The organism is Fusobacterium varium, assembly GCA_021531615.1.
Lineage (GTDB): Bacteria > Fusobacteriota > Fusobacteriia > Fusobacteriales > Fusobacteriaceae > Fusobacterium_A > Fusobacterium_A varium_C.
This window is the reverse complement of record JADYUE010000014.1, coordinates 1-21,680: the sequence shown is the minus strand read 5'-3', so window position 1 is coordinate 21,680 and position 21,680 is coordinate 1. Positions and strand designations below refer to the sequence as shown.

Here is a 21,680-nt window from a genome sequence, read left to right as displayed (position 1 = left end):
ATAAATATTGTTGACTAAAAAAATAAAAAAATAAAAGTGAGGGAATTCTTATGGCAAAATTAAGAGAAAGTTTGATATTTAAGTTACTTTTAGGAGTATTTGTAGGATTAATTTTAGGTTATTCCTTAGATGCAAAAATAGGTGGTGTTAGCCAAGAAACAGCACAAAATATAATTGGAGTAATAAACACTATAAAATTTATACTTGGACAGGTAATAAACTTTACAATACCACTTATTATTCTAGGATTTATAGCACCTGCAATAACAAAAATGAAAGCAAATGCAAGTAAAATGTTGGGAACAATGTTGATGATGGCATATCTATCATCTGTTGGAGCAGCTCTGTTATCTATGACAGCAGGATATATGATTATTCCTAAGTTAAATATTGCTGCAAAATCTGATATAGTAAAAAATATAATTCCAAAATTGATATTTAAAGTGGAGATACCACCTGTTTTTTCAGTAATGACAGCATTGATTTTAGCACTATTTTTAGGATTAGCAGTTGTATGGACAGAATCAAAAACTTTTGAAAAACTGTTAGATGAATTAAATAATATAATGTTGAAAATAGTTTATAAAATTATAATTCCAATACTACCATTTTTTATAGCTTCAACATTTACAACATTAGCATATGAAGGAGAGATTATAAAACAATTCCCAGTATTCTTAAAGGTAATTATTATAGTTTTAATAGGACACTTTATTTGGTTAACTGTTCTATATACATTAGGTGGAATTATTTCAGGAAAAAATCCTTTAAAACTATTAAAAAGCTATGGACCAGCATATCTTACAGCAGTAGGAACAATGTCTTCAGCAGCAACACTACCAGTAGCTTTAAGTTGTGCTAAAAAATCAGGTGTTTTAGATGAAGATATAGCAGATTTTGCTGTTCCTTTAGGATCAACTATTCACCTATGTGGTTCAGTGTTAACAGAGGTTTTCTTTGTTATGACAGTTTCAAAAATATTATATGGACAAATTCCTTCATTAGGAACAATGATATTATTTATTATTTTACTTGGAATCTTTGCAGTTGGAGCTCCAGGAGTGCCAGGTGGAACAGTAATGGCATCTCTAGGTATAATAATTTCAGTACTTGGATTTAATGAAGAGGGAACAGGGTTAATGCTTACAATATTTGCTTTACAAGATAGCTTTGGAACAGCTTGTAATGTAGTTGGAGATGGAGCTTTAGCATTGATGCTTAATGGAATTTTTAAAAAGAAAAATAAATAAAATTTAGAAAAATGCCCACTATAAAAGTAGTGGGTTTTTTATTGTCGATTTCTTATAATGTAAAAAAGTTTATGTATAGACAAATAGCTTTAATTTTTAGATTTTTTAAGTATATTTTTTATTTTAAAATAGAATTAGTATAAATTTTTTTTATAAAAATTCAGATGGACAAAAATTATAAAAGAGAGTATTATAAGACAAAAGATAGTTAGTGTGTTACTTTTTATTTAACCTTGGAGGATTGTAAATAAGTAAAGGAGAAAAAAGATGATATTTACTAAAGAACTTTTTATTTAACCTTGGAGGATTGTAAATAGATGCAAGACATTGCACCCAGTTGACAAGCAATGTTCTTTTTATTTAACCTTGGAGGATTGTAAATCTATTAGGGGTTTGAAATGAAAACTTTTAACTTATAACTTTTTATTTAACCTTGGAGGATTGTAAATTATAAATAACATAGGCAATATTACCAAATATAACCTACTTTTTATTTAACCTTGGAGGATTGTAAATAAACCTAAATTACCAGACATAGCTTTATCTATTTGACTTTTTATTTAACCTTGGAGGATTGTAAATCTTTAATACTCTCTATAGACTTACGTACCCAAGAATCTTTTTATTTAACCTTGGAGGATTGTAAATATATATTTGGTATTAATATACCAGAACTTGGAGATCCTTTTTATTTAACCTTGGAGGATTGTAAATTAGTTTTCCTTAAACCATATTGGGTCAATCCATAAACTTTTTATTTAACCTTGGAGGATTGTAAATGATGTAGATTTTAAAATAAAAGCCTTTAAATCTACACTTTTTATTTAACCTTGGAGGATTGTAAATAGTATACGTTTGGTATTAAGAAACGTGTAAGACAAGCTTTTTATTTAACCTTGGAGGATTGTAAATTTCTTTCCTCAATCTTAATTAGGTCTTTCATAAATCTTTTTATTTAACCTTGGAGGATTGTAAATTAATCTGTATTGACATCATATATTTTTTCTAGTCTCCTTTTTATTTAACCTTGGAGGATTGTTATATAGTTTATAAAGAACCGTGATATTGCTAATATCACAAAGTTTATATATAAAGTAAGTGGTATCTACTAGTACTAGAAAGTACTAAAAAGCATGGTCGTAGCCAACAAATAGACAACACTTACTTTTTTTATTGCTTTTTATTGAATTAAATTGATTGCTTTATCTAACTGCTCTTTATCTTTATGAGTATAAACTCTACTCGTTAAAGTATAATCTGTGTGCCCAAGAATTTTAACGATGCTTGTTGGATCCGCTCCAGCGTTGGATAAGAGAGTAGCCGTTGTGTGTCTACACTCATGCACAGTATGATTCATATTTAATTTTTCCATAAGAATTTTAAAAGCATTTCTGTAAGCTGGATAATTGAATTTATTCCCTTTTGAGTTTAAAAAAAGATATTCTTTACCAACACTTATATTTTTAGTTATAAGTTGAAGTATAAGAGGACTGATTGGAATATCTCTTATTCCTGCATCTGTCTTACTTGCTTTAACATGAATAACTTTATACTCATGTTCTAAGCTAATATCTTCTATTTTTAAATTAAGCAGCTCTGATATCCTCATACCTGTGTAGATAAGTATTAAAACACTATCTACAAGGTACATATCTTTATTATTCCACAATGTTTCTATTTCCTCAGTAGAAAATTGTGATTTAATTTTAACTGCTTTGAATTTCTGTAACTCTATAAACTTAGTGATATTTTTATCAATAATATCTTTTTTCACTGCATAATCAAATATCATACTTGCTATGCTTTTTATTCTTTTCACACTTGCACTAGATAAACTTTCTTCAAGCTTACTAAAAAAACTTTGAAGTGTAGTTATTTCAATATCTCTTATATACATAGTTTTTATCTCTTTGAAGTAAGCGTTATAAGTGTACTTAGTATTTTCAGCAACTCTTATACTTAACTTTTTAAAGTGATAATTGCTCCATTCTTCATAAACTTCATCTAAGGTTATTTTTGAGTTTGGATTATATATAAACTTTCCTAGTGCCTCCATTGCTTCTCTTTTGCTCTCGAAGTAGCCTACAACTACCCTTTTTTGTTTCCCATCTTCCCAAGCTATAGTTTTTCTTGCGACCCATTTTTTTCTTCTATTTCCAGTCAGTTTATAGACTGTACCAAAGCCGTTTGGATTTTTCATGAAGTACCTCCTGATAAAAAAAATAAGGGTATTAAGTTACCCTTTATTTTTCAATTAAAGATTATATTTTTCTCTCAATGCTTTAGAACTAACACGACCTCTTAATGTTTTAACATTTTTATTTTTTCTTCTAATTTCGCAATTTATTTCTTGCATCTTCTTTTTAGCCGTTTCTTCTGTAACATTGAGCAACTTCATGACCTCGTATTTGTTTAACATTTTATCTTCATTTAGTAACTTTTCCATTTATATTCTACCTCGTTTCTTTCCCAATTTCAATGAAAATGGGAATAATTTATATTACTCCTCCACCCACTCTGCTATATCTGTTAAGTGATCTCCTCTATTTCCACAATTCTCACATTCTATATCTAGCTCAGGGTCATTATCAACTTGTGAATCATAAACTGGTTCACCTTCTTTATCATATTCCCTATATTTTCTATATCCATTCATGTATTGCTCTATGAACTCAGTTCCACCACACTCTTTACATCTCCACATTTTTGCCACTCTCCTCCATCTATAACCTCTAATATAATCCCAGCAACTGCTAAGATTATTATTACCCAGTAAATAAATTCCCACATGCTCATCACCTAACCAAATAAGCTCTCACTTCTATTTAACTTTCTACATTCATCAGCTATAGTTTTAAAGTTTCTATAAAACTCAGTCTTGGAAATAGCTAATTTCAGTATCAAAGTTTTATTATCTATCTTATAATCAACTCTACAAAATTCTTTTAATTGCTTAATAAGTTTATTTCTTTTTCTAGTGCATTTCTTATAAGTTCCTCTTTTCATTTGCCACCTTCTTCATAGCCCAACTGTAACTATTTGAAAAGCTTTTTTTAGTCCTTTTACTTTTACAGCTTTCATCTTAGCTTTGTCTTGCTCCAAGTCTTTCTCTTTAATCTCCATCCAATTCCTGTCTACTCTCTTTAAGATCTCAGGATCTAATCCTAATCTTTTATGCTCTTGGTAAACTTTTAAAGCATCTATTGGGCTAGTTACTACATCCTTTTTAACATCATTAAAAATATCTCCAGTATCTGATATTCTTATTCCTTTATAGCTTTTAATTATGTAATTAAATACCATTTTATTCCTCCTGTAAGGAAAAGAGGGGAAGATCCCTCTTCATTTTTACATCATATCTGCTAATCTGTCAGTTATAAAAGCATCAACCTCATTAGCTTCTGATTTACTCATAGTTTCAAAATCAATTCTCAATTCTTTCTTTACTACATCAACAAGATTGATTTTTAAAGGCTCTGCTAATTTTAATAACTGTACTCTATCTTCATCAGTTGCTTTTATATCATCTATAACCTCAACTACATCTCCATTATTGTCTGAGAACTTTCCAGCTATAGTTCCATCATCTTCTATTTCATTAACTACCATTCCATCAGTTTGAAGTGCTTTTTGTATCTCTACTGATAAAGCACCATATTTACTGATATTAAGTTTTAAAACTGTTTTAAGTGCCATAGCCTCAAAATTCTTACTCCAGTTTGAATTTTTCTTATTGTAATTAACATCATATTGATAAGATTGACTATATCTTTTAGCATGATTTTTCATTTGTGCCTCTGTCATAAAGAGTGTATTTCTAAATCCATTGTTAAACTCTATATAACTAGCATACCCAACTGTTTTAGCTTCAAGTCTTTTATCAATATCCTCAATAAATTCTAGCTCCAACTCTCCAGTAAGCATGTTATAATTTTTAATTTCTCCCTCTTTTACCTCAATAGCATTGATATATTTATACTCTCCACTTCTCAAAGCTAGTTGTATATAACCTTTATATCCTAATTGGAACTGTGCAATCATTCCTTTTTCTCTATCTTTGTAAGGAACTATATAAGCAAATCCTAGGTTTTTCTCAATAGGAAGATTTAACACTGCACTTGCTATTGCTGCATTGATTATTGATTGAGGCTCTGCCTGTTGTAGTTGTGGAGTACCTTCTACAACTTGAACTATTGCCATCATAAAATGCCCTGATCTATCACCAAGCAATGATTTAATTTGTTTTCTTATTGCTTGTGTTGCTAATGCACTTTTTAAAGCTGGAACTCCAGTTGAAACCTCATTTTCATTTGTTACTAATTTGTTTACTGCTCTTGCCATTATTCTTCCACCTCATATTTATCTTTTAAATCTTCAATTTCATTTTCTAACTCTATTGCTCTATCATAAAAATCATCTAGTTTGTCTATTACATCTCTTATACAATAATCTTCAGGATATTTTTTTAAATCCATTAAAAAATCTCCGATTTTATCACTTAAATCTAAATACATTATGCCACCTCTTTAATTTTTTGATTTTCTTTAAGCTCTTTAAAACTAAATCTTTTAGCTCCTCTTGCATCTATCTTCCAAGTTGCTAGATAACTACCATTTATAACTAAATTTTCAGTTTCAAACTCTAGCATCTTATTTTGTATGATACATGTTAGCATTTTCATATCTTTTTCAATCTCTTTAGTTTCCTTTGATAACTCTTTTTTAGTATCTTCCATAGCAAAATAATCTTGAACTGTTTTGCTATCTAAATCAATGCTTGGAACTTTCTCATATTTATTACCAAATCCTTGAAACTCAGCTTTAAGATACTCACATTCAGCCTCACATCCATTAAGTTCAGGGGCTATGTCGTTATCAAGGTAATATTGGAATCTTTTTGTTATTTCATAAGCTTGACTGATTAGTTTATCATCTCTTTCAATCTCATAAACTCTAGTAAATCTATTGTCTACAAATCCAACTAAAAATCCTTTAGTTTTCCCTAGTACTGCAAGTTGTTGTTGTACTTGTGCAAAATACTTGTTTGGAACTTCCTCTCTCTCCCATTCATAAGCTGTATAACTATTTCCAGTTTTTAGCTCTACTGGATACCATTCACCTTCTATTTTTACCCAGCTATCAGGAGTACAACTCCATAGAGGATAGTTTTTATTTGCTACAACTTGATTACCCTTTAATGTATCTTGGATCTTAATATTGAACTCTTTCTCAAATAGTACTGGAAGATGTGCAATTATAAAATCTTCTGCATAGTGTCCAAAGTCCATTGCTACCTGTGAGTTAAAAGAAATCTCTTTTTTATATCTTCCTTTTCTCTCCTCAAACATTAAGAAAGGACTTGTGTATTTATCAGGTCTATCAAGCAAGTTATTTCTATAAGCATTATCACAAATAAGAACTGATGTGTCTGTTGCTCCTATTCTTCTATGATTTAACCATTCTCCATCTCCTGAACATTCCCCAGTGAACAGAACTTCACTATCATGTAGATGTACAGTATTTTCTTCTATTAGTTTTTCCAATTCTGCTTTTTTCAATGTCCAAAAACCTTTTAAACCTAATTCCTTGCATTTAGCTCTAAGCTCTTTAACTGTCATAATATTTCACCTCTTTTAAATTTTTAACATGGCTCTCATCAGTGTGAGAGCTGTGTTAAAAACTTAATTTTCTTCTGCTGGTATAGTAGTTTTTTTATATGCTTTTGGTTTTAAAGTTTGAATAAAACTTTTAGTGGCTCCAGCTTCTCTAAATAATGCATTATATAGAATTTGGCATATATCTTCTGCTTCTTTTTTATTGAGATTTATAGGTGTTTCAATTTGAGCTCCAAGATCAGCATAATTTATAGAAATAGTTATTTTAGTTTCTAATTTCATTTAATCCTCCTTAAATCTATTTAGTAAAAATTCTAACCATCATGTAAAAATCTGTTATTGTCATTTCTTTCACTGGATAACCTAATCCAGCAAGTTTGTTCATCATTTTTTTATAATCTGATAGTTTCATAGTCCTTTCTTCCTAGGCTGTGTATTGTTCTAATAGTTCCGCCATTCTTCTGATTGTTGCCCAAAGATACTGATTGTCTGCAAATTCGTTTCTATCTAGTTCATCATAAGCATCTTTTTTTAATTCCTCACATTCAATTTCAAAGTAATCTAACTTTTCAATCATTCCTTCAACTATTTCTCTCATAGTACCCTCCTGAGTTTTTGTATAACTTTTGTTATACGTTTTCTTTGATTGTAGTGTATAACAAAAAGTATACGATGTCAAGTATTTTTTTACTTTTTCAAAAAAATATTGTATAATAGTTGATATACAGAAGGTTTGAAAGGAGGCTTATATGTTCCGTGAAGTTTTAAAAAAGATAAGAGAAGAAAAAGGAGATAGCATCAGAAGCTTAGGAGAAAAAACTGAAATACATTTCACATATATTAGCAATATAGAAAGAGGAGCAAGACCAGTAAATAAAGAGATTCTTTCTAAAATAATAAAAGTTTATCCTGATAAAGAAAAAGAATTAACTCAAGCTTATTTGGAAGAAGTTTTGCCTGATGATGTAGCTAAAAAAGTTCTACAAGATAACAAGTTCTTGTTAGGAGAAGGAAATGATAGAGAACTTTTAAATTACCTTATGGCAGATTCTACAGCTGAAAATAGAAAAGCTATATTAGAGTTGATGATTCTACAAAGAGAAGTAGAAGCAAGGAAAAATGGAACATACGAAAATAGAAAGGCTGAATTAGAAGCAATAAAAAAAGAAATTGAAAAATTATAATTTTTGTGGAAGTGATGTTATGCTATTTTTTAATAATGAAAAAGAACAATTAAAAAAAGAGTTAAAATACATGAAAGAAACACTGAAATTTAATGAAATAGAATTACAAGTATTGTCTATTTTACAAGCAATTATAATATTATCAGATTTTAAAAAGTTGGATGAACAAGACATAATGGATTATGCTTTTTCTCATATGAAAGCTATTATTGATTTTGTTGCTAAAAATAGGTTTAATTTAAAAGGATTTATTTTGAACCCTGATAAAAGAGGGGAATTTGTAACAGAAATGGCTGTGATGGTATCTCAGTTGTTAGGAATAGCGAGGCAAGAAATTAATTCAAATGAAACAGGAAAATATCTTATTTCTATGGTTAAAAAAATAGAAAATTACGCAAGCCCCAACCCTGAATATAATTATAATATTTCTGAATTTAAATAATTTTTTAAATATACATTTTTTAGACTAGATTAATTTCTAGTCTTTTTTTATTGACAATGTACTTCAAATGTTATACAATAAAGAAAAATATTTGTTTAACAAAAAGTATACGGAGAAGAGAATGGAGATAAAAGATATTTATGAAGTCTTAGATAAAGAAATAAAAAGATCATATAAAAGCAGATCAAAATTTTCTACAACTTTAGGCTTACAAAGAAGTGTTCTTCAATCTTTTATGAATAAATTAAAAGATGGTACTGGAATCAAATTGAGATCACTTAAAAGACTTTGTGATGGATTAGGCTATGAAATAGTTGTAAGAAAAAAAGAGGAAAAAAATACAGCAAAATAAAATTACTTTGCTGTATTTCTATCATAATCTTTAATCATTGATATAATTTTTTCTAATTGTTTTTTAGTAGTTATTTCATCAGATTTTTTCATATAAAACCACTTCCCTTATAAATAATTATTTATAGTTATATATAATTATAGATAACTTAATTATAATGCAAGTGTGTAAAAAAATCAATATAAAAAATTGAAATAATGAAGAGTGCCAAGATGGAGGTGATGAAATGTCAGGATTTACAACTTTTGGTATTGTATTCTTTTCTGTAATAGCTGGTATAGCTATTGGTTGGATATGGAAGGGAAAAAGAGATAAAAATATAAAAAAATAATTTTTGAATATCATTTTGCTGACGTCGGCAATATGCTTGTTGATGTCAACAAAATGGTAGTTTGCCTTTATTGGAGCATATCAGCAAGTGCTATGAATCACTTTCCTGAATATAAAATCCCATAAGTAAGCTGGTATGTTCCAACAAGGGCAATCACTCATTATTATTTAGTATTAATAAAAAAATTGGAGGTGAATCCCCCTTTAAAAAATTTGTTTCCAATTTTGTGTCCTTGGAGGAGGTAGATTGTTTTCAAATAATTAGATTTTAGCGGCAATTTGGTTGCTCTCCGTATCGATCGTGGAGCTTGGTTTATAATTTTTTAAATTATTTTCTTTATTATAAAAAATAAAAAACAATAAAAACTCTATAACCCTCACACGAGGGTAGTATGGGAATGTAGCTCAGTTGGTAGAGCGTACGACTTTTAATCGTGAGTGCATCAGTTCAATTCTGATCATTCCCATCACCACTATAATTTCCAAGAAAAAAATTCAGTTTTCGGGGATTTCTGTAAAAAATCCCTGACAAATTTTTATTTGGTATCTGTTCATCATCTTTAAGCCACTAGATCCAAGGGTCTTAGAAGATGGTGGGCAGTTACAAAATAAAAAAAGAGAGGGGTCTAGTGGCATAGTCCCTCAGTAGGAGGATAATATGAGAGAGATGAGAGAAAGAGACTGGTTTTGGTTAGATAATGCTTTAGTAGATAGATATGATCTCAATATCTATGAGAAGATGTTGTATGTTTGTTTAGCTAGACATATAGGAAGTAATGATTATGCTTATCCAAAACTTGAAACTTTAGCAAAAGAATTAGGAATAAAAGATACTAGAACTATAGTTAAGCACACAAAAAGTTTAGAACAAAAAGGTCTAATCACAGTTGAAAGATTAAAAGGAAAAGCAAACAGATATTATCTTAATAATGTCAAAGTAGATACATCAAATGTACCTACATTAGATGATACTACATTGAATGTACCTACATCTGATGTACCCCCAGTACCTACATCAAATGTACCTACAAGTACCTACATCCCATGTGGGTCTAAGAATATACATAAAGAAGATACAATTAAGAATAAAGAGAGAGAGAAAGAGGCAGAGCCTGATCCTGTTTCTAACTCAGGAGGATATTATCAAGAAATAAGAATGTTACTTGCTAGTTATAAAATCAACTATGAGAAGATAGCAAGACTAGGTAAACCTATTTCACGTATTAAAGAAGTTCTTAAAATAGCCAAGGAAAATGGTAAAAGTGAGGGTTGGATAGTAGGAGCATTAACTGATGATTATAACCTTGAGTATTTTTATAAACCTAGGGAAATAAAAAAAGAGGCTGCTAAAAAGAAAAGTGGAAAAGTTATAAATAGTTCTGAATATGAAGATTTTTCAGAGGACTATTTTGAAAAATACATAGGAAAAGGGGAGGAAATAGCATAATGAAATGTCAATATTGTGGAAAAGAATATATAAAAAACAGTGCTGATTTAAGCTATATGCCTGAATTTATGCAAGAAAAACTTAAGTATATTCCAGCTTGTAACTGCTTGGAGAAACTGCATGAGCAGGAAATGGAAGCACTTAGAAAGAAACAGGATGAAGAAAGTAGAATGAACAGAGTTAAAAAGTTCATGGATATATCTGTAGTTGATGCCAAGTTTTTTAAAAGTACCTTTGAAAATGCTGATATGTCAAGTAAGCATATGAGAACTGCTGAAAGATATGCAAAAAGTTTTCTAACAAAAAATCAAAATGTAGGGATGTTACTGTATGGAGGAGTTGGAACTGGTAAAACTTATGCAACTGCTTGTATAGCTAACTATCTAAGAGAACACGGAAAAAGTGTGTTTGTTATGAACCTTGGGCTATATTTCAACAAGCTAAAAATAGAATGGGAAAAGGAAGAAAAGGCAGTTCTTGAAAATGTTAAGAAATGTGATTTATTAATCATTGATGACTTTGGTGCTGAGATGACTTCTAATACTGAGAATGTAACTTGGAGAGATGAGAAGATATTCAATTTGATTGATACAGCTTACAGATCTGAAAAGCCTTTGATAATATCTACAAACTTAAAATATCATGAAGATCTTTCTAAGTGTGAGATTGAAAAGAATTTAGGAAGTAGGATAAGAGATAGGGTTGTAGATATGTGTTACCCAATTGCAGTTATTGGAAAAAGCAGAAGGGGGATTAATAAAGAAACTTTCTGGGAGAGTATAGCATAAGGAGATGATGAGATGTCTAATAGAGTTTATCCAGAGGTTATAGCAAGCTATGAGAATAAGAATTACCTTGTTTATCTTTATGAGTGCTATAACGAGGAAGTGAAATATTATTACTTGAGTGGAGAACCAAAGGCACTAAGATCAGGTTATACTTTTTCTAAGAGATTTAGCTCTGAATACTCAATGCAGTATATAGAGAGCTGGTTAAAAGAGTGCATTGGAGAGTTCAGAAAGTGTGAGGGAGATGAATAAAAATGATTAGTAAACCTAGATGTTTTAATGATTTATTAGAGTTACAAAGAATTTTAGATGAAAATATAGAAAAAAATAGAAAAAACGGATTTGTACCAAGAAAAAGAAGTTTGTTAGATATTCTACTAGCAATAGATGATGAGTTCCAAGAATGCCTAAGAGAGTTACCATATGAGTATAATTTCAAAACTTGGAAGCAGAAAGAATATAGCAGAGAGAAAGAATTAGAAGAACTAACAGATGTTCTATTTTTCTTTTTGCAGTATTTTAATAGGTATTTCATCGACGTAGATAATTATAAAAATAATTTTTGTAGAGATTTTTTTGAACGAAATTATTATGATGAAATAGACCAAGAATTATATTCTGTGATTATGGATTTCAAATACGATTTATGGAATAGAAATGATTTAACAACTTTCTATGACTATATGAAAATAGTTTATAAAAGAGGATTTACGAGACAGGATTTATTAGAAACTTACTGGGAGAAATGGCAAAAGAATATTACTAGAATTAATAAAGATTGGGTGATCCAAGAATGAAAAAGTTTTTATTAATAAGCTTATGTCTTATAACTTTAGCAGGGTGTGGAGATGTTGAATATGATATTAAAACTGGTAAAGTTTTAGATAAAAAATATATTCCAAGTAAAACAGTAAGCTTTACAAGACTTTTTTTTAATGGGAAAACAACAGTTCCAATGGCATTTATTGAAAGCAGACCTGAAAAATACATTTTCAAAGTTTCTTATATTGCAACAAAAGAAATTGTAGTTTCAAGAGAGGAATATGAGAAAACAGTTATAGGTGATGTTGTTAATTTCTTGGAGGTGAAAAATTGAAAAAGAAAAGAAAAAAGTACATAAAAGTTGACATCTTTAGAGGGGTGGCAGTTAGAAAGCTTGGAACTAAAGAGGCAGTTGAAAAAGCTTTTCAGGATCTCTTTGATGAGTATGCTGATAGAAAGTATTTAGTTAAAGATGAGAAACTTAATAAAACTATCAATGATTTGAGTGAAGTAAATAAAAAAATCTTAGAAGAAAATTGTAAATTAAATACTAAAAATCATGATTTAGAGTCTATAGTTTTAGATAAAAATGCTATCATCTCAGAGATGAAAACTGAAAATAATAAATTAAGAACTCAACTTCAAGAGAGTGATAAAAAAGAGATGAAACTTAATGAAGATATTGAAGAGCTATGTAGATTAAATGATTCTCTTTTAAGTAAAATAAAAAAACTTTCTCCAAAATGGTGGGAGTTCTGGAAATGGTAGAAAATCAAATTCAATCTGCTATTATTGATTATTTAAGCATCTTAGAGAACCAAGGAAAACTATTTTTTCAAAGGACTAATAATATAACTGTCTATGATAGTAAAAAGAATATACATAGAAGTTTAGCAAAAGGTCAGAAAAAAGGTTTTCCTGACTTACTTATATTATTTAAGGGTAAATGTCTTGGAATTGAAATTAAGACAACTACAGGTAGACAGAGCAAGGAACAAAAAGAGATTGAACAACAGTTTAAAAAGAATGGAGCAATATATCACATTGTTAGAAGTTTGGAAGATATTCAAAGAATACTAGGAGAAGAGGCATGAGAAATAAAAAACTAGAAACTTTCTTGAAAAATGTTGATAGGGGAATTTATAAGAATTGCTATATCAAATTAAAGCTAGATAAAAAAGGATTTGTAGTTAAGTTAAGCATTGAACAAGAAATTGATGAGAATGAAAAAATGAGTGGAGAAAACTAGATAAATAAGGATAATTGTGGTAAAATATATTTATAATTATATATACTAGTTAGCACTCAGAGCGGAGGGGACTAGATGAATTACAGATTATTTCTGTAGTTTTTCTAGTTCCCTTTTTTTATTTTCCAAGGAGGTGTGGCAGATGACGTGAGTTCCAAAGAAAAGATAATAGCATATTTAAAACTGGGCAAAAGTAATAAAGAGATTGCTGAACTATGTAACGTGTCTGTCAGAACTGTAGAGAGACATAAAAAGAGTTTAACGACAAGCGACAACGACACAAAAAACGACAAACGACAAAACAGGAAGATAGCTAAGGAAACGGCTAAGATTCTAATTAAAGAGGGTGCAAGTATAAGTGAGGCTGCAAAACAAACTGGAATACCTAGGTCAACTATTGGAAGATTAAGCACTCAAGAAAATCTACAGCAATCACAACTTGAATATCTTAAAGAGTTTAGAAATAATCAGAGGAAAAAAATAAGAGAAAATAAGCTGAAAAGATTGATGTTAAATGATGAGATCTTAGAGGCTATTGAGTACGAATTAAGTAACTGGCAAGAAAATGGAAGAGTTTCCAAGGCAGCTATTGAAAAGCTTTTAATGTCTGAGGAACTAGAGCAAAAAATATTTGAACTAGATAGAATTGAAAGACTGGAAAAATTAGAAATAGATAAAAAGAAAGCTACAACAGAACAGAGTGGAGCAGAGAAAAAGCTGGATCAGTACATAAACACTCTTATGGAGGCATTGGATGAAGAATAATCTAAGAAAGTTATATACAAGAAAGCAGATTGAAGCTCTCAAATGTTTTAAAAAAAATTTTTGGCTCTTAGTTCTACATGGAGCAAAAAGAGCAGGGAAAACAGTGGCAGATAATGATCTATTTTTATTAGAGCTTAAAAGAGTCAGAAAGATAGCTGATAAGCTTAATATTCCAGAGCCTCAGTATATTCTTGCAGGAAACTCATTAGGATCTCTTGCTCGTAATGTGCTAATAGAATTAACTAACAAGTATGGTATTGAGATTAATTTTAATAAGCATAATGAATTTAAGCTCTTTGGAGTAAAAGTGTGTTGTTTTGGACATGGAACAATTAGAGATATGGCACGTATAAGGGGGATGACTTCCTTTGGTGCTTATATTAACGAGGGAACAACAGCAGTTGAGGAAGTAGTCAGAGAGATATTAAATAGATGCTCAGGAGAAGGTGCTAGGGTAATGATGGACACTAACCCTGATAATCCTGAACATTATATTAAAACTGACTATATTGATAAAGCTGATGATAATAAGATAATTGAGATTCATTTTGAATTAGATGACAATGATTTTCTTACTGATGAGTATAAAGAAAATGTTAAGTCAACAACTCCAACAGGACTATTTTATGACAGAGATATTCTAGGTCTTTGGGTAAATAGTGAGGGAGTTGTCTATAAAGATTTTAATAAATCTATGATTCTTGCTAGATACAATAAGCAAAACATAATTAAATATTTTGCTGGTGTTGACTGGGGATATGAACACTTAGGATCTATTGCAGTTATTGGAGTAGATGGACTAGGTAATCATTTACTAGTTAAAGAGATAGTTGCTCAGTATGAAGAGATTGATTATTGGGTACAACAAGCTAAAGAAGTTGTAAAAGAGTTTGGAAATATAGATTTTTATTGTGATTCTGCTAGACCTGAACACGTGGCTAGGTTTAGTCGTGAGGGATTCCAAGCACATAATGCTAATAAAGAAGTTTTATCAGGTATTGAGGTAGTTGCTCATTTAATGAAAACTAATAAATTCTATGTCTTAGATAGTTGCAGTCACTTCAAAAAAGAGATCTACAACTATGTGTGGGATAAGAGTAAAGGAGTGCCTATTAAAGCAAATGATGACTTATTAGATGCTTTAAGATATGCAATATATTCAGAAAGCTCTAAGCAAAAATCATTTGAAAGATGGACAGGTAAAGAATGGGGGAATTATCTTGATAAGGGAGTTAAGTAAAGAAGAGATAAAAGAGATTGAGGATTATATCCAAACTCTCAAAGGAGAAGAGGAATATAAAAACTATTTCTATGGATCACAAAAACAAGGATATGCAGATAGAGGTTTTCTTCTAAATGATTCTTACTACTGTGATGTAGAAATATACAACAGCATCCCTTTTATTGGTATGTTCAAACTTCCAAACATGGAAAATTATTCTTTAAAATCAATAATTTACTTATTTGATAGCATCTTAAAAGAATATGGATGCATAGGAGTGTGGAGAACAGCAGAAAATAAGCAGGTTGAGAGTCTACATAATCACATTAAGAGAAGATATAAAAATGTTACTGAAATAAAAAAAGATAACTTAATAATTATCATTGTTAAGGAGGTGACAAGATGCAAACAGAAATTGAATATAGTTTAAAAAATAGAATTGAAAATCATATAAAAAAGCATAAAGGTGGCTTTATTGGTGATGTCTTAGGTAGTGTTACTGGTGGATTGATAGGTAATGACCCTAATGAAGAGGCTAAAAAAGAAGCTGAACGTCAAAGAAAAGAGGCTGAAAGATTAGCAAGAGAGAGAGAACAGCAACAACAAAGAGAAGACAAATTCAATAAAGATGTTCAAAAAGATAGTGAAGTTATGGCAAATCAGCAAGTTGAAGAGCAAAAAAAGGGTAAACCTACCACAACTGTAGATTTTAGTAATGCAGTTAAAGGATATAGTTCTGATGAGTCTGATGAGGACAAGCTAAAAAAAGCTTTTAGGAGGAGATAGTTATGGCATTAGTAACACAAGATAAATTAAAACAACTCTTCCAGCAAGCACAAGACTATAAGTCTGATATAAAAGAAAGCTATAATGAAACTTTTAAATTAACAGATCCATTTTTTGAGATTAAAGACAGTGGTAAAATGGAAAAATTAGAGAGAAGAAAGATTGATTCAGTTATTCTGACATCTCAAAGATTTTTATGTAACTTTATAATGACATCTATTTTCTCAAGAAGTGGAAGTTGGGCAATGCTTAAAACTAATCCTGTGGCTTATAAAGAGATGACAGCAACAGATGGAGAAGTTGCTAAAGGTGCTATTGAAAATCTAAATAGATTAATGGGAAAAAATAGCAATACTGTTTATGAGCTAAATGAGACTACTAATTACTATACAGAAACTGCCAAGGCAGTGATGGACTGTATAAGGGTAGGAACAGGAATAAGGAAAATAGTTGAACTTAAAAGTAATTCTAAACCTTTTACTTATGAGTATATAAACATGGACAACTTCTATTTTTTAGAGGATAGTTTCGGACATCCTACAATCACATTCAAAATTCATTCAGGTAAAAACTTACAACAGTTAAATGATATGTTTGGCCATATAGATGGTTGGAAAAAACCTGATGAAATGGCTGATGAAGAGGATCTGAAAAAAACTATAAATGTTATTGAAAGTGTAATACCTGACTTCAATGAGGCAGATTCTACAGTAGTTTATTATCATCTAGTCCATACAGAGAACTTTGATGAGTTGCTTTTAGAGGAAGTACTAGACTATCAACCTTACAGAGTTTTTAGATGGAGTACTGATAGTTCTAATCCTTGGGGAGTTGGTATTGGTAGAGAAAATACAGATTTATTTACTGACTTAGAAAATTATAAAACTAAGAGATTAACACATGTAGATAAAATTGTAGATCCTCCACTCAACTTCAAAGGGAATATTGATTTGATCTATAAGGTCAGTCTTGAGGCAGGAGCAAAGAACTATGCAGGTGATGGGCTAAGTGCTGAAAATGATTTAGGAGTTCAGCCTATTAACCTTGGAACTAATCTTATTCCAGTTGAACAGGATATAGCAGATTGTAGACAAAGAATAAGAGAGGTATACATGGCACAGCCTCTCGGTGATGTCTTAGATACTAGAAATAGAAGTGCTACTGAAATGAGTTTAAGACATGAGATGTTTAGAAAGGAATTTTCAGGAGCTTATGAGCTTATAAATACAGAGTTATTACAGCCAACTTTTATGGATGCTTATATCATTCTACAGAAAAAAGGATTGTTGGAAGATTATAGCAGTATAGAAGGCGGAGATACAGGGAATAACAAGTATTTAGAGTTCTCTCAGATTGTATATCTTAATGAATTAACTAAGAATGCAGGTAGGGAGAGAGTAATGGATGCAGTAAGTTGGTATCAAATCAATGCTGAAATTACTGATGAGAATAGAAGAAAATACCTCATAGACATTCCAAGCTTCAATAAATGGAGTGCTGAAATGATGAGAATACCAGCTGAACTTATTCCTAATAGCACAGATGTTCAAAATGCTATTAAGAGAGATGAGCAAATAGCACAACTAGCACAACTAGGTCAAGTACAAAATGCAGGACTTCAACAACAAGTTGAGGCTATAGCAGGAGGCATTAATGGAGAATAGAGATAAAAGAGATAAATATAATAAACTCTTAGCTAAATTCTGTTCTAATGATGAGTTAATAGAACTAATAGAAGAGTGTGAGCTAGATGAGAGAGGGAAAAGAGAGTTTCATTATTTGAAAACTAATAGATATCCTGAACAGAGGGAACTACTAGGGAAATTAAAAACAGATTTAATTTTAAAAAGAAGAGAGGTGTTAATGGATGGAAGAAATAGTTGATTTAGATCAAACTACAGAAGAAACAGTTGAGCAAGGTCCTGATGTGTCTGAAATAACTGGAGGAGCAGGTGGAGATGATACCAATGATTTGATTGATAATACAGAAGAGGGAGCAGAGGAACAAGAAACAGATGATAGTGAGTTTAATCCTGATGACCTTGAATTTGATGACAGTATAGAGGCTAAATTTGGAGATTATGACCTTACTGCTTTTAAAGATAGAATAAACTTTGAAAATGATGAGGTTAGAGAGTTATTCAATAACCAAGCGGCAGAGTTAAAAGAGCAGGGATTTACTCAAAAGCAAGTTGAATATCTATTAAATAAAGAGATTGAATACGCTTTAAAGAGTAGAGAAACAGAGGCATTTAATAAAGAAAAGGTAAAAGCTGAACTACAAAAATCATTATCTCTACAAGAAAAGAGAGATTATAAAGCAGTAGGACAATTTTTAAAAGAAATAACTCAAGGTGATGAGCAGTTAAATAAAGTTTATAAGGAAGCTATGAGTAATCCAATAGTTTACAAGTTACTTCATAGAGCTTTTATAAAAGGTAATGGTGGAAAACCTTTAGGATTAGGAACTACTAAGGGAAGTAAGGAAGTTAGATCGCAAGGCATGACACTTGATAGAGCTATCAGTGAATATACTGACTATCTAGCTAAGCATCTAGGAGATGGAGAAGATAGAACCCCAATTGTTAATAAACTTATTAAGGATCTATCAAAGGAACAACAAGAGCAATTTAAAAAAACTTTTAACTTAAAATAAAAAAAGGAGATGGTAAAAAATGGCAACTACAAATACAGTACAACAAAATTTTAGTACAGCAGTTTTAGCATGCATGGACCAACTTAAACCAGCTGGATTAAAAACTTTTGGAGAAAGAAAAACACAAGAAGGGGGAGAGTCAATCACTTTCTACAGATATAAAGGTGGAAAAGCTAAAGATGGTGTACCAACAATGTTTGATTCTAGTTTCTCAGGAGATGGACCAGACTTTTCTAAATTTGTGGCTACTATTGAATATGTTTCAGCACAAGATAAATTATCACAAGCTGAAATGAAAAAAACTAAATTAAACTTAAAGGATCCAATTGTCAACAGACTTACAAATGCAGTTTTAACAAAAGAAGATGAAAAGATTATAGAGAAGATAACAGAGTCAGATGCTAAGTTAAATAAAGCAGGTAGTGCAACATTAGACCCTACTACTTTAGATGCGGCTAGAACACTTTTAGCAGAAATTAGAGATTGTTATGTATCTGCTGAAATGACTCCTGACGGTAAAAAAGGTGTTGCAATAGTTATGAATAGAGAAGATTATAAAAGATTCTCTACATCTGATGCATTCATCCATGGAGATTATAAAGATGCAATCACTGGTGGAGATGGAGTTTTACCTTTATCAATGAAAGGTGCTGAAATATTTATATCTCAATTAGTGGATTCAGGAACTGTTTATATTATTCCGTCAAACTCTTTCGGTTATGCTGAGTGGGAAGGTTCAGTAATTCCAACAGCTAAATTCTATGAAACTGATGGTTTAAGATGGCATCTACAAGTTGTTAAATCAACTGGATCAGTAATTATAGAGCCTAACTTCATCACTAAGTTATCTCTAAAACCTACTGAATCAGCTAGACCAGCATCTTTAATGGACTAAAATAAATAAACCTAACTAAGGCTTGAGGCTTAAAAGAGCCTTGAGCCTTTTCTTATAGGAGGAAATTAATGGCAAATGAAGATTATAAAAGTGATAAGATTGTTGAGATAGTCAGAGAATTTGATAATACAGGGAATAAGTATGAAGTTAATGGCTTAGAACTCAATAAGATGATCCCTTTTTGGAGAAAAGATAAAGGGAAATTTTATGCATTAGCAAAAGGGCAATATACATATCAGGAAGAAAGTTCAAATACTTTTTTAATTATTCAAGATGAAACTATACTAGGACAGGCTACAGAGTTCCAGTTAGTTTATATCTACTCACAAGATTCTAGTAAGTATATAGAGGATTTTCCTGACTTAACTATTTTAGTAGATAAATATAATCAGCTTGTAGATGATACTACAAAGTTATTTACTTACTTAAAAAACACTGGAATTAAAGCAGATACATTGAAAATGACAAAAGTTCTAGTACAGTTAGAGCCTTTTACAGTTCTCTATATGAATGATAATGGAGAACTAGAGGCATTACCTGTTGATGAAATGTATAACAAGTTTGATTCTATGGTTAATAAGGCATATGAAGAGGTTAAAAAACTTTTACTTGCTGATAAAGATAAAATGTCACAAGAGTTAAGAGATGAGACTGATAAGTTATTAGGAGAGCTTAACACTTTAAAAACTAAACTAGCTACTGCTTTGGAAACTTTAACAGAAGAGTGCAAAAAAGCAATAACAAAACATAAAGATGATGTAGTTATCCCTAGTATAGATGATTATATAATAGATACTTCAAAACCTAGTATTAATAAACATGTAGATGATAAAAAGATAGAGCTTAACAAGTTTATTGAAGATAATAAAAGCAAATTAAAGGGAGATAAGGGAGACACAGGAGAAAGGGGCGAACAAGGACCTGTTGGTCCTAAAGGGGACTCTATAAAAGGTGATAAGGGGGACAAGGGTGATACTGGAGAAAACGGAATCAGTATTAAATCTGTTAGCTTTGTAGAGACTACAACAACTGGAAATAAGTATAATGTCAATCTAGATAATAGAAATGTTGCAGGTACTTTTATAGCTCTTAAAGGTGATAAAGGTAATAAGGGTGATAAAGGGGACAAGGGTGATAAAGGGGACCAAGGAAACACAGGTATTACAGCACCAATACAAGGTCAATACGCCTTAGAAGTTGAGCCTAACGGAGATTTGTATGTGGTTTACCCTGATGAAACTACACCACCAACATTTACATTAGAATCTAATGGTGATTTATTTTTAGAAATAGATTAAGAAAGGAGCTGGTAAAATGGCAAGATTAAAGATAGGTAATATAAAAGGACCTACTGGGGCAACTGGTCAAAATGGGGTAAGTATTACTGGGATAGAACTAAAAGAAACTTCAACAAATGGAAGTAAAGTCTATAATCTTATTTTAAGTAATGGTAACAAATTAGAGTTTACAGCACCAATAGGACCTGTTGGAAACACAGGACCTAAAGGGGATACAGGAGTTCAAGGAGTTCAAGGGGTTGGAATTAAAAGTATAGTCTATAAAAATAATGATAGTAATGGTGGAAATGTCTATACTATAACACTTACTAATAACAATACTTATGAATTTACAGCACCAAAAGGGGCTAAAGGAGATAGAGGAGAAAAAGGAGAACCTGGAGAAAGTACAGCAGTCAGTTTAAGATGGGATGACATTTTAGAAAAGCCTAGTTCGTTTCCATCAGCTTGGGGTAGTGTGGCAGGGAAACCTAGTTCATTTACACCATCAGCACATAATCACGCTTGGTCGGAAATAACTGGTAAACCTACTGTTTTTCCTACTAGCTGGAGTAATGTTTCAGGTAAACCTGCCACTTTTCCACCTGATTCACACACTCACCCTTATTTGTCAACAAGTGGTGGTACTGTTAATGGCAAC

Annotated in this window: 32 protein-coding genes, 1 tRNA gene and 1 CRISPR repeat array; of the genes, 23 read left to right on the top strand and 10 right to left on the bottom strand. The window is 30.8% G+C overall.

The window, feature by feature from the left end; translation table 11 throughout:
• The first annotated feature begins 50 nt into the window (after positions 1-50).
• Positions 51-1,250, top strand: coding sequence for a dicarboxylate/amino acid:cation symporter (locus I6E31_06450; protein MCF2639613.1), 1,200 nt, complete (start codon positions 51-53; stop codon positions 1,248-1,250).
• 219 nt (positions 1,251-1,469) lie between these two features.
• Positions 1,470-2,293: a CRISPR direct-repeat array (repeat unit 30 nt; unit sequence CTTTTTATTTAACCTTGGAGGATTGTAAAT).
• 137 nt (positions 2,294-2,430) lie between these two features.
• On the opposite strand, the gene I6E31_06445 is transcribed toward I6E31_06450, so the two are convergent.
• From I6E31_06445 to I6E31_06400, 10 genes are all read right to left on the bottom strand, one after another.
• Positions 2,431-3,450, bottom strand: coding sequence for a tyrosine-type recombinase/integrase (locus tag I6E31_06445; GenBank protein ID MCF2639612.1), 1,020 nt, complete (start codon positions 3,448-3,450; stop codon positions 2,431-2,433).
• A 54-nt stretch (positions 3,451-3,504) separates the two neighbouring features.
• On the bottom strand, positions 3,505-3,696 hold the full coding sequence (locus I6E31_06440) for a hypothetical protein (protein ID MCF2639611.1): 192 nt from the start codon (positions 3,694-3,696) through the stop codon (positions 3,505-3,507).
• A 54-nt stretch (positions 3,697-3,750) separates the two neighbouring features.
• Positions 3,751-3,954, bottom strand: a complete 204-nt coding sequence (locus I6E31_06435; GenBank protein ID MCF2639610.1) for a hypothetical protein — start codon at positions 3,952-3,954, stop codon at positions 3,751-3,753.
• Positions 3,955-4,049: 95 nt separating this feature from the next.
• Entirely contained in the window at positions 4,050-4,256 is a 207-nt protein-coding gene (locus I6E31_06430) for a hypothetical protein (GenBank protein MCF2639609.1), read from the bottom strand.
• A 12-nt stretch (positions 4,257-4,268) separates the two neighbouring features.
• A complete protein-coding gene (locus I6E31_06425; protein ID MCF2639608.1) occupies positions 4,269-4,553 on the bottom strand; it encodes a hypothetical protein in 285 nt (94 codons plus the stop codon).
• Between the two features lie 45 nt (positions 4,554-4,598).
• On the bottom strand, positions 4,599-5,591 hold the full coding sequence (locus I6E31_06420) for a recombinase RecT (protein ID MCF2639607.1): 993 nt from the start codon (positions 5,589-5,591) through the stop codon (positions 4,599-4,601).
• Positions 5,591-5,764 carry a hypothetical protein gene (locus tag I6E31_06415; GenBank protein MCF2639606.1) on the bottom strand — a complete coding sequence of 58 codons (174 nt, stop codon included), beginning with the start codon at positions 5,762-5,764 and terminating at the stop codon, positions 5,591-5,593. The genes I6E31_06420 and I6E31_06415 overlap by 1 nt, the downstream gene beginning before the upstream one ends.
• On the bottom strand, positions 5,764-6,867 hold the full coding sequence (locus I6E31_06410; GenBank protein MCF2639605.1) for a YqaJ viral recombinase family protein: 1,104 nt from the start codon (positions 6,865-6,867) through the stop codon (positions 5,764-5,766). The genes I6E31_06415 and I6E31_06410 overlap by 1 nt, the downstream gene beginning before the upstream one ends.
• 63 nt (positions 6,868-6,930) lie before the next feature.
• Positions 6,931-7,146, bottom strand: a complete 216-nt coding sequence (locus I6E31_06405; protein ID MCF2639604.1) for a hypothetical protein — start codon at positions 7,144-7,146, stop codon at positions 6,931-6,933.
• 142 nt (positions 7,147-7,288) lie between these two features.
• Positions 7,289-7,462 carry a hypothetical protein gene (locus I6E31_06400; GenBank protein ID MCF2639603.1) on the bottom strand — a complete coding sequence of 58 codons (174 nt, stop codon included), beginning with the start codon at positions 7,460-7,462 and terminating at the stop codon, positions 7,289-7,291.
• A 151-nt stretch (positions 7,463-7,613) separates the two neighbouring features.
• On the opposite strand from I6E31_06400, the gene I6E31_06395 reads away from it, so the two are divergent.
• The 22 genes from I6E31_06395 to I6E31_06290 all read left to right on the top strand — a co-directional run.
• On the top strand, positions 7,614-8,048 hold the full coding sequence (locus I6E31_06395; protein ID MCF2639602.1) for a helix-turn-helix transcriptional regulator: 435 nt from the start codon (positions 7,614-7,616) through the stop codon (positions 8,046-8,048).
• 19 nt (positions 8,049-8,067) lie between these two features.
• A complete protein-coding gene (locus tag I6E31_06390) occupies positions 8,068-8,490 on the top strand; it encodes a hypothetical protein (protein MCF2639601.1) in 423 nt (140 codons plus the stop codon).
• A gap of 121 nt (positions 8,491-8,611) precedes the next feature.
• Entirely contained in the window at positions 8,612-8,842 is a 231-nt protein-coding gene (locus tag I6E31_06385; protein MCF2639600.1) for a hypothetical protein, read from the top strand.
• A gap of 724 nt (positions 8,843-9,566) precedes the next feature.
• Positions 9,567-9,639: transfer RNA gene (locus I6E31_06380), tRNA-Lys, on the top strand.
• 191 nt (positions 9,640-9,830) lie between these two features.
• Complete coding sequence (locus I6E31_06375; protein MCF2639599.1) at positions 9,831-10,619, top strand: helix-turn-helix domain-containing protein; 789 nt, start codon at positions 9,831-9,833, stop codon at positions 10,617-10,619.
• Positions 10,619-11,407, top strand: a complete 789-nt coding sequence (locus I6E31_06370; GenBank protein MCF2639598.1) for an ATP-binding protein — start codon at positions 10,619-10,621, stop codon at positions 11,405-11,407. Before I6E31_06375 ends, I6E31_06370 begins: the two co-directional genes overlap by 1 nt.
• Positions 11,408-11,419: 12 nt before the next feature.
• A complete protein-coding gene (locus tag I6E31_06365; protein ID MCF2639597.1) occupies positions 11,420-11,659 on the top strand; it encodes a hypothetical protein in 240 nt (79 codons plus the stop codon).
• A 2-nt stretch (positions 11,660-11,661) separates the two neighbouring features.
• On the top strand, positions 11,662-12,204 hold the full coding sequence (locus tag I6E31_06360; GenBank protein MCF2639596.1) for a dUTP diphosphatase: 543 nt from the start codon (positions 11,662-11,664) through the stop codon (positions 12,202-12,204).
• Positions 12,201-12,503 carry a hypothetical protein gene (locus I6E31_06355; GenBank protein MCF2639595.1) on the top strand — a complete coding sequence of 101 codons (303 nt, stop codon included), beginning with the start codon at positions 12,201-12,203 and terminating at the stop codon, positions 12,501-12,503. Before I6E31_06360 ends, I6E31_06355 begins: the two co-directional genes overlap by 4 nt.
• Positions 12,500-12,937, top strand: a complete 438-nt coding sequence (locus I6E31_06350; GenBank protein ID MCF2639594.1) for a hypothetical protein — start codon at positions 12,500-12,502, stop codon at positions 12,935-12,937. Before I6E31_06355 ends, I6E31_06350 begins: the two co-directional genes overlap by 4 nt.
• Complete coding sequence (locus I6E31_06345) at positions 12,931-13,263, top strand: VRR-NUC domain-containing protein (GenBank protein ID MCF2639593.1); 333 nt, start codon at positions 12,931-12,933, stop codon at positions 13,261-13,263. Before I6E31_06350 ends, I6E31_06345 begins: the two co-directional genes overlap by 7 nt.
• Entirely contained in the window at positions 13,260-13,418 is a 159-nt protein-coding gene (locus tag I6E31_06340; protein ID MCF2639592.1) for a hypothetical protein, read from the top strand. Before I6E31_06345 ends, I6E31_06340 begins: the two co-directional genes overlap by 4 nt.
• A 135-nt stretch (positions 13,419-13,553) precedes the next feature.
• Entirely contained in the window at positions 13,554-14,183 is a 630-nt protein-coding gene (locus tag I6E31_06335; protein ID MCF2639591.1) for a hypothetical protein, read from the top strand.
• The gene (locus tag I6E31_06330) at positions 14,173-15,423 is read left to right on the top strand and encodes a PBSX family phage terminase large subunit (GenBank protein ID MCF2639590.1); all 1,251 of its coding nucleotides are present in this window, start codon (positions 14,173-14,175) and stop codon (positions 15,421-15,423) included. Before I6E31_06335 ends, I6E31_06330 begins: the two co-directional genes overlap by 11 nt.
• A complete protein-coding gene (locus I6E31_06325; protein MCF2639589.1) occupies positions 15,404-15,835 on the top strand; it encodes a hypothetical protein in 432 nt (143 codons plus the stop codon). Before I6E31_06330 ends, I6E31_06325 begins: the two co-directional genes overlap by 20 nt.
• A complete protein-coding gene (locus I6E31_06320; GenBank protein ID MCF2639588.1) occupies positions 15,808-16,191 on the top strand; it encodes a hypothetical protein in 384 nt (127 codons plus the stop codon). Before I6E31_06325 ends, I6E31_06320 begins: the two co-directional genes overlap by 28 nt.
• 2 nt (positions 16,192-16,193) lie before the next feature.
• The gene (locus I6E31_06315; GenBank protein MCF2639587.1) at positions 16,194-17,855 is read left to right on the top strand and encodes a hypothetical protein; all 1,662 of its coding nucleotides are present in this window, start codon (positions 16,194-16,196) and stop codon (positions 17,853-17,855) included.
• Positions 17,845-18,075 (top strand): hypothetical protein, encoded by a 231-nt coding sequence (locus I6E31_06310; GenBank protein ID MCF2639586.1) that lies wholly within the window; start codon positions 17,845-17,847, stop codon positions 18,073-18,075. The genes I6E31_06315 and I6E31_06310 overlap by 11 nt, the downstream gene beginning before the upstream one ends.
• A complete protein-coding gene (locus I6E31_06305; GenBank protein ID MCF2639585.1) occupies positions 18,059-18,847 on the top strand; it encodes a hypothetical protein in 789 nt (262 codons plus the stop codon). Before I6E31_06310 ends, I6E31_06305 begins: the two co-directional genes overlap by 17 nt.
• Positions 18,848-18,866: 19 nt before the next feature.
• The gene (locus I6E31_06300) at positions 18,867-19,742 is read left to right on the top strand and encodes a hypothetical protein (protein MCF2639584.1); all 876 of its coding nucleotides are present in this window, start codon (positions 18,867-18,869) and stop codon (positions 19,740-19,742) included.
• Positions 19,743-19,810: 68 nt separating this feature from the next.
• A complete protein-coding gene (locus I6E31_06295) occupies positions 19,811-21,040 on the top strand; it encodes a hypothetical protein (GenBank protein MCF2639583.1) in 1,230 nt (409 codons plus the stop codon).
• 16 nt (positions 21,041-21,056) lie between these two features.
• A partial coding sequence (locus tag I6E31_06290) for a hypothetical protein (GenBank protein MCF2639582.1) occupies positions 21,057-21,680 on the top strand: 624 nt, incomplete at its 3' end.

Bases quoted from the DNA above. Each gene is read 5' to 3' on its own strand.
- I6E31_06430 (MCF2639609.1), bottom strand. From the start codon at position 4,256: ATGAAAAGAGGAACTTATAAGAAATGCACTAGAAAAAGAAATAAACTT.
- I6E31_06315 (MCF2639587.1), top strand. From the start codon at position 16,194: ATGGCATTAGTAACACAAGATAAATTAAAACAACTCTTCCAGCAAGCA.
- I6E31_06370 (MCF2639598.1), top strand. From the start codon at position 10,619: ATGAAATGTCAATATTGTGGAAAAGAATATATAAAAAACAGTGCTGAT.
- I6E31_06305 (MCF2639585.1), top strand. From the start codon at position 18,059: ATGGAAGAAATAGTTGATTTAGATCAAACTACAGAAGAAACAGTTGAG.
- I6E31_06345 (MCF2639593.1), top strand. From the start codon at position 12,931: ATGGTAGAAAATCAAATTCAATCTGCTATTATTGATTATTTAAGCATC.
- I6E31_06415 (MCF2639606.1), bottom strand. From the start codon at position 5,764: ATGTATTTAGATTTAAGTGATAAAATCGGAGATTTTTTAATGGATTTA.
- I6E31_06310 (MCF2639586.1), top strand. From the start codon at position 17,845: ATGGAGAATAGAGATAAAAGAGATAAATATAATAAACTCTTAGCTAAA.
- I6E31_06400 (MCF2639603.1), bottom strand. From the start codon at position 7,462: ATGAGAGAAATAGTTGAAGGAATGATTGAAAAGTTAGATTACTTTGAA.
- I6E31_06375 (MCF2639599.1), top strand. From the start codon at position 9,831: ATGAGAGAGATGAGAGAAAGAGACTGGTTTTGGTTAGATAATGCTTTA.
- I6E31_06300 (MCF2639584.1), top strand. From the start codon at position 18,867: ATGGCAACTACAAATACAGTACAACAAAATTTTAGTACAGCAGTTTTA.
- I6E31_06405 (MCF2639604.1), bottom strand. From the start codon at position 7,146: ATGAAATTAGAAACTAAAATAACTATTTCTATAAATTATGCTGATCTT.
- I6E31_06390 (MCF2639601.1), top strand. From the start codon at position 8,068: ATGCTATTTTTTAATAATGAAAAAGAACAATTAAAAAAAGAGTTAAAA.
- I6E31_06355 (MCF2639595.1), top strand. From the start codon at position 12,201: ATGAAAAAGTTTTTATTAATAAGCTTATGTCTTATAACTTTAGCAGGG.
- I6E31_06410 (MCF2639605.1), bottom strand. From the start codon at position 6,867: ATGACAGTTAAAGAGCTTAGAGCTAAATGCAAGGAATTAGGTTTAAAA.
- I6E31_06435 (MCF2639610.1), bottom strand. From the start codon at position 3,954: ATGTGGAGATGTAAAGAGTGTGGTGGAACTGAGTTCATAGAGCAATAC.
- I6E31_06445 (MCF2639612.1), bottom strand. From the start codon at position 3,450: ATGAAAAATCCAAACGGCTTTGGTACAGTCTATAAACTGACTGGAAAT.
- I6E31_06385 (MCF2639600.1), top strand. From the start codon at position 8,612: ATGGAGATAAAAGATATTTATGAAGTCTTAGATAAAGAAATAAAAAGA.
- I6E31_06360 (MCF2639596.1), top strand. From the start codon at position 11,662: ATGATTAGTAAACCTAGATGTTTTAATGATTTATTAGAGTTACAAAGA.
- I6E31_06440 (MCF2639611.1), bottom strand. From the start codon at position 3,696: ATGGAAAAGTTACTAAATGAAGATAAAATGTTAAACAAATACGAGGTC.
- I6E31_06365 (MCF2639597.1), top strand. From the start codon at position 11,420: ATGTCTAATAGAGTTTATCCAGAGGTTATAGCAAGCTATGAGAATAAG.
- I6E31_06420 (MCF2639607.1), bottom strand. From the start codon at position 5,591: ATGGCAAGAGCAGTAAACAAATTAGTAACAAATGAAAATGAGGTTTCA.
- I6E31_06330 (MCF2639590.1), top strand. From the start codon at position 14,173: ATGAAGAATAATCTAAGAAAGTTATATACAAGAAAGCAGATTGAAGCT.
- I6E31_06425 (MCF2639608.1), bottom strand. From the start codon at position 4,553: ATGGTATTTAATTACATAATTAAAAGCTATAAAGGAATAAGAATATCA.
- I6E31_06395 (MCF2639602.1), top strand. From the start codon at position 7,614: ATGTTCCGTGAAGTTTTAAAAAAGATAAGAGAAGAAAAAGGAGATAGC.
- I6E31_06450 (MCF2639613.1), top strand. From the start codon at position 51: ATGGCAAAATTAAGAGAAAGTTTGATATTTAAGTTACTTTTAGGAGTA.
- I6E31_06340 (MCF2639592.1), top strand. From the start codon at position 13,260: ATGAGAAATAAAAAACTAGAAACTTTCTTGAAAAATGTTGATAGGGGA.
- I6E31_06320 (MCF2639588.1), top strand. From the start codon at position 15,808: ATGCAAACAGAAATTGAATATAGTTTAAAAAATAGAATTGAAAATCAT.
- I6E31_06295 (MCF2639583.1), top strand. From the start codon at position 19,811: ATGGCAAATGAAGATTATAAAAGTGATAAGATTGTTGAGATAGTCAGA.